General features: G+C 70.3%; 6 protein-coding genes. 1 reads left to right on the forward strand and 5 read right to left on the reverse strand.

Annotated features, from left to right (window positions below; genetic code table 11):
- The 3 genes from trpS to VHK87_RS16345 all read right to left on the reverse strand — a co-directional run.
- On the reverse strand, window positions 1–799 hold a 799-nt coding region (trpS, locus tag VHK87_RS16335; protein WP_329635951.1), incomplete at its 3' end, for a tryptophan--tRNA ligase.
- Between the two features lie 134 nt (window positions 800–933).
- Window positions 934–2568: a murein biosynthesis integral membrane protein MurJ gene (gene murJ / locus VHK87_RS16340; protein ID WP_329635952.1), complete on the reverse strand. Its 1635-nt coding sequence runs from the start codon at window positions 2566–2568 to the stop codon at window positions 934–936.
- A 78-nt stretch (window positions 2569–2646) separates the two neighbouring features.
- Entirely contained in the window at window positions 2647–5469 is a 2823-nt protein-coding gene (locus VHK87_RS16345) for a [protein-PII] uridylyltransferase (RefSeq protein WP_329635953.1), read from the reverse strand.
- Window positions 5470–5691: 222 nt separating this feature from the next.
- Here VHK87_RS16345 and VHK87_RS16350 point away from each other — a divergent pair, with 222 nt between their 5' ends.
- Window positions 5692–5832, forward strand: a complete 141-nt coding sequence (locus tag VHK87_RS16350; RefSeq protein WP_329635954.1) for a hypothetical protein — start codon at window positions 5692–5694, stop codon at window positions 5830–5832.
- On the opposite strand, the gene VHK87_RS16355 is transcribed toward VHK87_RS16350, so the two are convergent.
- Window positions 5829–6431, reverse strand: coding sequence for an HAD-IA family hydrolase (locus VHK87_RS16355; protein WP_329635955.1), 603 nt, complete (start codon window positions 6429–6431; stop codon window positions 5829–5831). The two genes, VHK87_RS16350 and VHK87_RS16355, sit on opposite strands and share 4 nt — an antisense overlap.
- An 8-nt stretch (window positions 6432–6439) precedes the next feature.
- Window positions 6440–7123 (reverse strand): MutS-related protein (locus VHK87_RS16360; RefSeq protein ID WP_414694160.1); only part of this gene is annotated, 684 nt, incomplete at its 5' end.

Below are 7123 nucleotides of genomic sequence, written 5' to 3' on the forward strand. Positions count from 1 at the left end.
GTCCCGACAGCGCCGCATAGATGCTGACCAGGTTCTGCGCCTCGGGCCGACCTTCCAGGTCCTCGAGCTTCTCCGGCAGCGGGTCAGCGTCGGTGCGCGCCTTGCGGATCTTCTGGGCGATGGCGTCGGCGTCGTCGGTGAGGTTCAGGCGCGAGTAGTCGGAGGGGTCCGACTTGCTCATCTTCACCTTGCCGTCGCGGAGGGACATGATCCGCGCGCCGGGCCCTTGGATCACCGGCTCCGGCAGCGGGAAGAAACCGGGCGCGCCGTAGTCGTGGTTGAACTTTCCGGCGATGTCGCGGGTCAGCTCCAGGTGCTGCTTCTGGTCCTCGCCGACGGGCACGTGGGTCGCCTTGTAGAGCAGGATGTCGGCGGCCTGCAGCACCGGGTAGGTGTAAAGGCCGACGCTTTCGCGCTCCTTGTGCTTGCCCGCCTTCTCCTTGAATTGGGTCATCCGGTCGAGCCAGCCGAGCCGGGCCGTGCAGTTGAAGATCCAGGCGAGCTCGGCGTGGGCCGGCACCGCCGACTGCGGGAAGATGGTCGCGACCTTGGGATCGAGGCCCGCCGACAGGTAGGCGGCGGCGATCTCGCGGGTCTGGGCGGCCAGGCGCGCCGGGTCCTGCCACACGGTGATCGAGTGCATGTCGGCCACGAAGATGAAGGTCTCCATCTCGTGCTGCAGGCGGGCGAACTTCACCAGCGCGCCGAGATAGTTGCCCAGGTGCAGGGCGCCGGAGGACTGCACGCCGGAGATCACGCGCGTCGGCCCCGCATAGGGGGCGGGAGCTTGGTCGGTCATGGGATCAGGCTTCGCTTCGAAGAGTCAGGTACGGGCGCGTCGCAGCGCAGGCTTGGGAGAGCGGCTTAGCCGCGGCGCCATCGCCAGCTGTTGACCGTACGAGCCATGGCCAGCCTCCTAGGCCGAACAGGCTGTCAGGACAAGTCGGCAGGCGGGGCGGCCGCGGCCTCGCCCTTGCGGCGCTTGAAGGCCGTGCGGGCCTCCGCAAGCGTCACGCCCCCGAAGGCGAACAGCAGCACCGCGTAGAGCAGGCCGCCCAGGCCGCAGACGGCGACCAGCGACAGCTCCTTGGCGCCGTGCTCCAGCACCGCGTGCAGCGGCGCCTCGTACACCGGGCGGAAGTAGGAGGCGGCGGCCAGGGCCAAGCCCATGATCACGCTGGCGGCGGTGATCCGGGCCATCTTGGAGATCGCCTGTTTCGAGGGCCGGTAGACGTCGCGTTTCCAGAGCGCCACGGCCATCTGGATGACGCTCACCCAGGCGGCCGTGCTGGTCGCGACCGCGACCCCAGCCAGACCGATCAACGGGAACAGCGAGACGCCCAGGGCGATGTTCACTGCCACCGAGATCAGGCTGTACTTCATCGGCGTCTTCGTATCGTCGCGGGCGAAAAAGGCGGGCTGCAGGATGCGCAGCAGCACGAAGGCCGGCACGCCCCAGCCGAAGTGGAGCAGCAGGCTCGCCGCGCCGGCGGAGTCGGCGGCCAGGAACTCGCCCCGGGTGAACAGACCGTCGATCAGGAAGAAGGGGATCGAAACCAGGGCGGCGGCGGCCGGCAGGCTGAGCGCCAGGGCGAACACCATCGCCAGGTCCATGGAGTCCTGCGCCTCGTCGTGCCGGCCCCGCTGCAGCGCCTGCGCCAGCCTGGGCAGCAGGGCGACGCCGATCGCCACGCCGACCAAACTGAGCGGCAACTGATAGAGCCGCGCGGCGACCTCGTTCCAGGTCCGCCCGCCGGCCACCTGCGATGCCAGGATGCCGGTGATGAAGATGTTCACCTGGGTCACGCTCTGCGACAGGGCGTTGGGTCCGCCCACCCGGATCAGCTGCTTCATCTCCGGCGTCAGGCGCGGCCGGACCAGGCGGATGCGTGCGCCCGTCTTGCGGGCGAACCACCACACGATCGAAGCCTGCAGCAGGCCGGCGACGAGCACCGAGAAGGAGGCTGCGTAGGCGGCGCCGACGGGATCCTTCTGCGGCAGCACGGCCGCCAGGTTGGCGATGTTCAGAATTGTCGGATAGAGCGCCGAGACCGCGAACCGGCCGCGGGCGTTCAGCACGCTGGCGAACAGCGAGGCGATGACGATGAACGGCAGGTACATCATCGTGATCTGGGTCAGGATGATGGACAGCTGGAACTTGGCCGGCTCGTCCACGTAGCCGGGGTTGATCGCGTACATCAGCCACGGCATGGCCAGCATGCAGACTAGCGCGATGACCACCGCGGCCAGCGCCACGGACGCCAGGGCGTCCGAGGCGAACCGGTCGGCGTCGGCTTCGTCGCCGGCTAGCTTGCGGGAATAGCTCGGCACGAAGGCGGCGGTGAAAGCCCCCTCGGCCAGGATCCGCCGGAAAAGGTTGGGGAACTGGTTGGCGGTGTAGAAGGCGTCCGCGGCGATGTTCTGGCTGGCGCCCAGCACCGCGGTGATCACCGCATCGCGCGCGAAGCCGAGCACCCGGCTGACCAGGGTCCCGCCGGCGAAGATGATCGACTGGAGCATCATGCCGCCGCGGCGGATGGGGCTCGGACGGGCGGGGGCGTCTGTCACGGGCGGAATGTCTGCGCTGAGCCGGTTTCTCCGGTCAAGCGGGGCCGAGCGCAGATCGCGTCATGTCGCAGGGCGTTCCTAGCGCGCCACGCTGGCCCGGGCCTTCTGCAGGTTGGGGCGGGGCTTGGCGGGACTGGTCTCGGCTTCCTGAAGGGCGGAGAGCAGCCGGGCCTTCAGGGCGGTCATGCGGCGGGGATCGCGGAGCTTCTCGCCCATCGCGTCGGTGACGTAGAAGGCGTCCACCGCCCGCTCGCCGTAGCTGTCGATGTGGGCCGAGACGATGGAAAGGCCCGCGTCCGAGATCGCCCGGGCCAGGCCGCCCAGCAGCCCGGGCCGGTCGCGGCCCGAGGCCTCGACCACCGTGGCGGTCTCGGAGGCCTCGTTGTCCAGCATGACGGTGGGGGTGATCGAGAAGGCTGCGGACCGGCCGAAGTCGGCCAGCCGCCGCGCCTCGGCCTTTGAGGCCTCGCCGCGGGCCGCCGCCTCGAGGGACTCGGCGAGCCTGGCCAGGGACTTGGGATTGTCGGCGCCGTAGGGCTGACCCGCCACGTCCTGCACGTAGAAGACGTCCAGCGCCTGCCCCTGGCGGGAGGTGAAGACCCGGGCGCCGAGCACGCTGGCGCCGGCCGCGGTGATGCACGAGGCCAGGTCCGCGAACAGCCGCGCCCGGTCGCGGGCGGCCACGACGATCTCGGCGGCGCCCTGGTCCTGCCGCACCCGGGCGTCGGCCGCCGCGCCCCGCTGCCGCTCGGCCCGCGCGGCCAGGGCGGCGTGGACCAGCATCTCGTCTTGGGTGAACCCAGCGAAGTAGGCGTCCTCCATGGAGCGCGCCCAGTCGGCGGCGTCCGGAGCGTCGGCGATCAGGCGCTCGCGCGCCGAAAGGGCGAGGACCTCGAAGTGGCGGCGGACGGTGCTGGCCTCGGAGCCGCGGCCCCCGCGGAATACCGCCTCGGTCGCGTTGTAGAGCTCGCGCATCAGCTGGCCCTTCCAGCCGTTCCAGACGCCCGGGCCCACGGCGCGGATGTCAGCGACGGTCAGCACCAGCAGCAGGCGCAGCCGCTCGGGGCTCTGCACGATCTTGGCGAAATCGGCGACCGTGCGCGGGTCGCTGACGTCCCGCTTCTGAGCGTAGTCGCTCATCACCAGGTGGTGCTCCACCAGCCAGGCGACCAGCTCGACGCGGTGGCGCTCCAGTCCCAGCCGCTCGCAGGCCGTGCGCGCGGCCCGGGCGCCGGCCCGCTCCTGGCCGCCCTCCCCGCCCTTGCCGGTGTCGTGCAGCAGCATGGCCAGGAACAGGGCTTCCTTATCGTCGATCAGCGGCATGATCGCAGTGGACAGCGGGTGGTCCTCGGCGAAACGGCCGAGCGCGATGTCGCTGATCACTCCGACCGCCCGCAGGGTGTGCTCGTCCACCGTGTACGAGTGGTACATGTTGAACTGCATCTGGGCGACGATCCGGCCGAACTCGGGGACGAAGCGGCCGAGCACGTTTGCTTCGGTCATCATCGTCAGCGTGCGCTGCGGGTCGCGGCTGTGGGCCAGGATGTCCAGGAACACCCGCGCTGCCTCGGGATCGCGCCGCACCTTGGCGCCGATCAGGCCGGAGAGGCGGGTCGCAGCGGTGAAGGCGTCCGGGTGGAGGTCGAGGTTGCGCTGGTCGGCCAGGCGGAACAGCCGCAGCAGGTTGACCGGGTCCTTTTCGAAGGTCTGCGGCCCGTCGATGTTCAGCCGCCCGCCCTCCTCGTGGAAGCCCTCGTCCAGCTTCTTGCGCTTGGTCTTGGCCCCGGGCAGCAGGCGCGAGAAGCCCTTGGGCTCGGACTTGACCCGTTCGGCCTCCAGCTTGGCGGCGAACACCCGGGTGAGCGCCCCCACCTCCTTGGCGATCAGGAAATAGCGGCGCATGAACCGCTCGACGGCCGGCGCATCGCCCCGGTCGCCGTAGCCCATCCGCCGGGCCAGCTCCGGCTGCAGGTCGAAAGTCAGCCGCTCCTCGGGCCGGCCGGTGGCGAAGTGCAGGTGGCAGCGCACCGCCCACAGGAAGTCGAAGGCGCGGATGAAGGCGGTGATCTCGCGCCGCTCGAACATCTCCAGCTGCAGCACGCCCTCAACCTGCTCGGCGTCGGCCGGGTGCAGGTACTGGCCGATCCAGAACAGGGTGTTGAGGTCGCGAAGGCCCCCCTTTCCCTCCTTAACGTTGGGCTCGACCATGTAGCGGGAGGCTCCGGCCCGGGCGTGCCGCTCGTCGCGCTCCTTCAGCTTGGCGGCCACAAACTGGGCTCCCGAACCCTTCACCACCTCCGCCCAGAAGCGGCGCTTCAGCTCCTCGGCCAGCGCCTCGTCGCCGGTCAGGCGGCGACCCTCCAAGAGGGCGGTGCGGATGGTGAAGTCCTCCCGGGCCAGCTTGATGCACTCGTCGATGGTCCGCGAGGCGTGGCCGACTTTGAAGCCCAGGTCCCACAGGGCGTAGAGCATGAACTCGATCACCTGCTCCACGTGGGCGGTCTGCTTGTAGGGCCGCAGGAACAACAGATCGATGTCGGAGAAGGGCGCGAGCGTGCCGCGCCCGTAGCCGCCCACCGCCATCAGCGCCAGCCGCTCGCCCTCCGTGGGGTTGCGGGCCCGGAACACGTGAACGGTGGTGAAGTCGTAAAGGGCGGTGATCACCTCGTCGGTGACGCCGGAGAGCAGGCGGGCGGTTTCGATGCCGCCGGCCCCGGCCTCCAGCCGCTCCTTGGCGATCATCCGGCCGCGGAACAGCGCCGACTTGAGGATCTCGATGGCCCGACGGCGCTGCTCGGCCTCATCGCCGATCGCCTCCAGGGCCGCCGCCGACAGCTGGGATCGCAGCTTCACCCCGTCAACGACGTACTCGAGGCGGGTGGGACGCAGGCGCGGCGGCATGGGCGGCTTTCGGACTGGACGCTGGCAGGAAGATATAGGCGAAGGCGGGCGGCCGTGTCAGGCCGGATGGATGGTAAACCCGCACGCCGCGGGGCCCGAGGGCTAGGCCGCGGAATTCGCCACGAAATGACCTTGGGCGCTAACGGCGGTTAAGCTTGGCGGTTAACCAGCATCTCACCTCACGCGGATAACCTCGTTCCGTTACGCGAAGGGTGGCTCTCCATGCCCAGGTTCGAGCTCTACCAGAAGGCCGACACCGCCCGGACCCGCCAGGGAACCGGCGGCGCGCGCATCTTCGCCCTGCTCCTACTGCTCTGGGCCGCCATCCTGCTCTGGGCCAGCCAAGTGGTGTTCGGGCTCTAGGACCGGGCCAGGCTCAGCCCCGCCCGTCCCAGGACTGCGCTCAGCGCCTCCGTCCCGTCCCACAGAACGGCGGCCCAGCCGGCCACTTCCGCAGACTCCACGTTGCGCGGCGAGTCGTCGATCAACAGGAGGTCGGAGGGGGCGAAGCCGGTGCGCTGCTGGACGGCGGCCCAGAAGGCGGGGTCGGGTTTCGCGCAGCCGAGCTCGGCGGCGTAGTGGATCGCATCGAAGCGGTCCTTCAGCGCCAGCTTCTCCCACAGGTGCCGCGCGCGGTGGTGCTCCTGGACCGTCGCCAGGTGCAGGGCGTAACCGGCGGTGCGCCAACGCGCGAGCTCGTCCAGCAGGACGAGGTTGAGGCGGCCGTCCTTCTCGAACCAGTAGTCGACGAGCGCCTGCGCGGCGACGTGAGGGGCGAACTCCGCCAGGGCGGGAGCCAACCGGTCGAACAGGTCCGCCCGGCCATGCACGATGTCCTGGAAGTGGGCGCGGAAGAACCGGTCCTGCAGATCCTGCGGGCGGATTCCCAGGTCCGACTCGATGTCGGCGTCCCAGCGCCGGCCGTCGGGGGCGTGGACGACGACGCCGTCCACGTCGACCATCAGCGCCTTCACGTCAGCATGGCCCGCAGGCGGTAGAGGGCGTCCAAGGCCTCCCTGGGGCTCATGCCGTCGACGTCCAGCCCGGCCAGGGTCTCCTCGACCGGCGAGGGGCCGGTCCGCTCGTCCGCCGGGACAGCGGCGGCGAACAGCGGCAGGTCCTCCAGGTGGGCCGGGGCGCCGGCCTCGCGCTCCAGCCGCTCGAGCACCTGGCGGGCGCGGGAAACGACCGGAGCGGGCACACCGGCGAGCTTGGCGACCTGCACGCCGTAGGAGCGGTCGGCAGGGCCGGGGCCGGCCTCGTGCAGGAAGATCAGCTCGCCATTCCACTCCTTGGCCTTCAGGGACAGGTTGGCGACGTGGGCCAGGCGCCCGTCGAGCACGGCGAGCTCGTGATAGTGTGTAGCGAACAGCGCTCGGCAGCGATTGGTCTCGTGCAGCGCCTCGGCGCAGGCCCAGGCGATAGCCAGGCCGTCGTAGGTCGCCGTGCCGCGGCCGATCTCGTCGAGAATGACCAGCGAGCGAGGCGTCGCCTGGGTCAGGATGGCGGCGGTCTCGACCATCTCCAGCATGAAGGTGGAGCGGCCGCGGGCCAGATCATCGCCCGCCCCGACGCGGCTGAACAAGCGGTCGACCACGCCGAGCCTGAGCTTGGCCGCCGGCACGAAGCAGCCGGCCTGGGCGAGCACCGCCAG

It is taken from the genome of Phenylobacterium sp., from assembly GCF_036263695.1.
Taxonomy (GTDB): domain Bacteria; phylum Pseudomonadota; class Alphaproteobacteria; order Caulobacterales; family Caulobacteraceae; genus Phenylobacterium.

Excerpts from the sequence above, each read along its gene's own strand:
- VHK87_RS16355 (WP_329635955.1), bottom strand. The coding sequence starts at position 6,431 with ATGGTCGACGTGGACGGCGTCGTCGTCCACGCCCCCGACGGCCGGCGC.
- VHK87_RS16345 (WP_329635953.1), bottom strand. The coding sequence starts at position 5,469 with ATGCCGCCGCGCCTGCGTCCCACCCGCCTCGAGTACGTCGTTGACGGG.
- VHK87_RS16350 (WP_329635954.1), top strand. The coding sequence starts at position 5,692 with ATGCCCAGGTTCGAGCTCTACCAGAAGGCCGACACCGCCCGGACCCGC.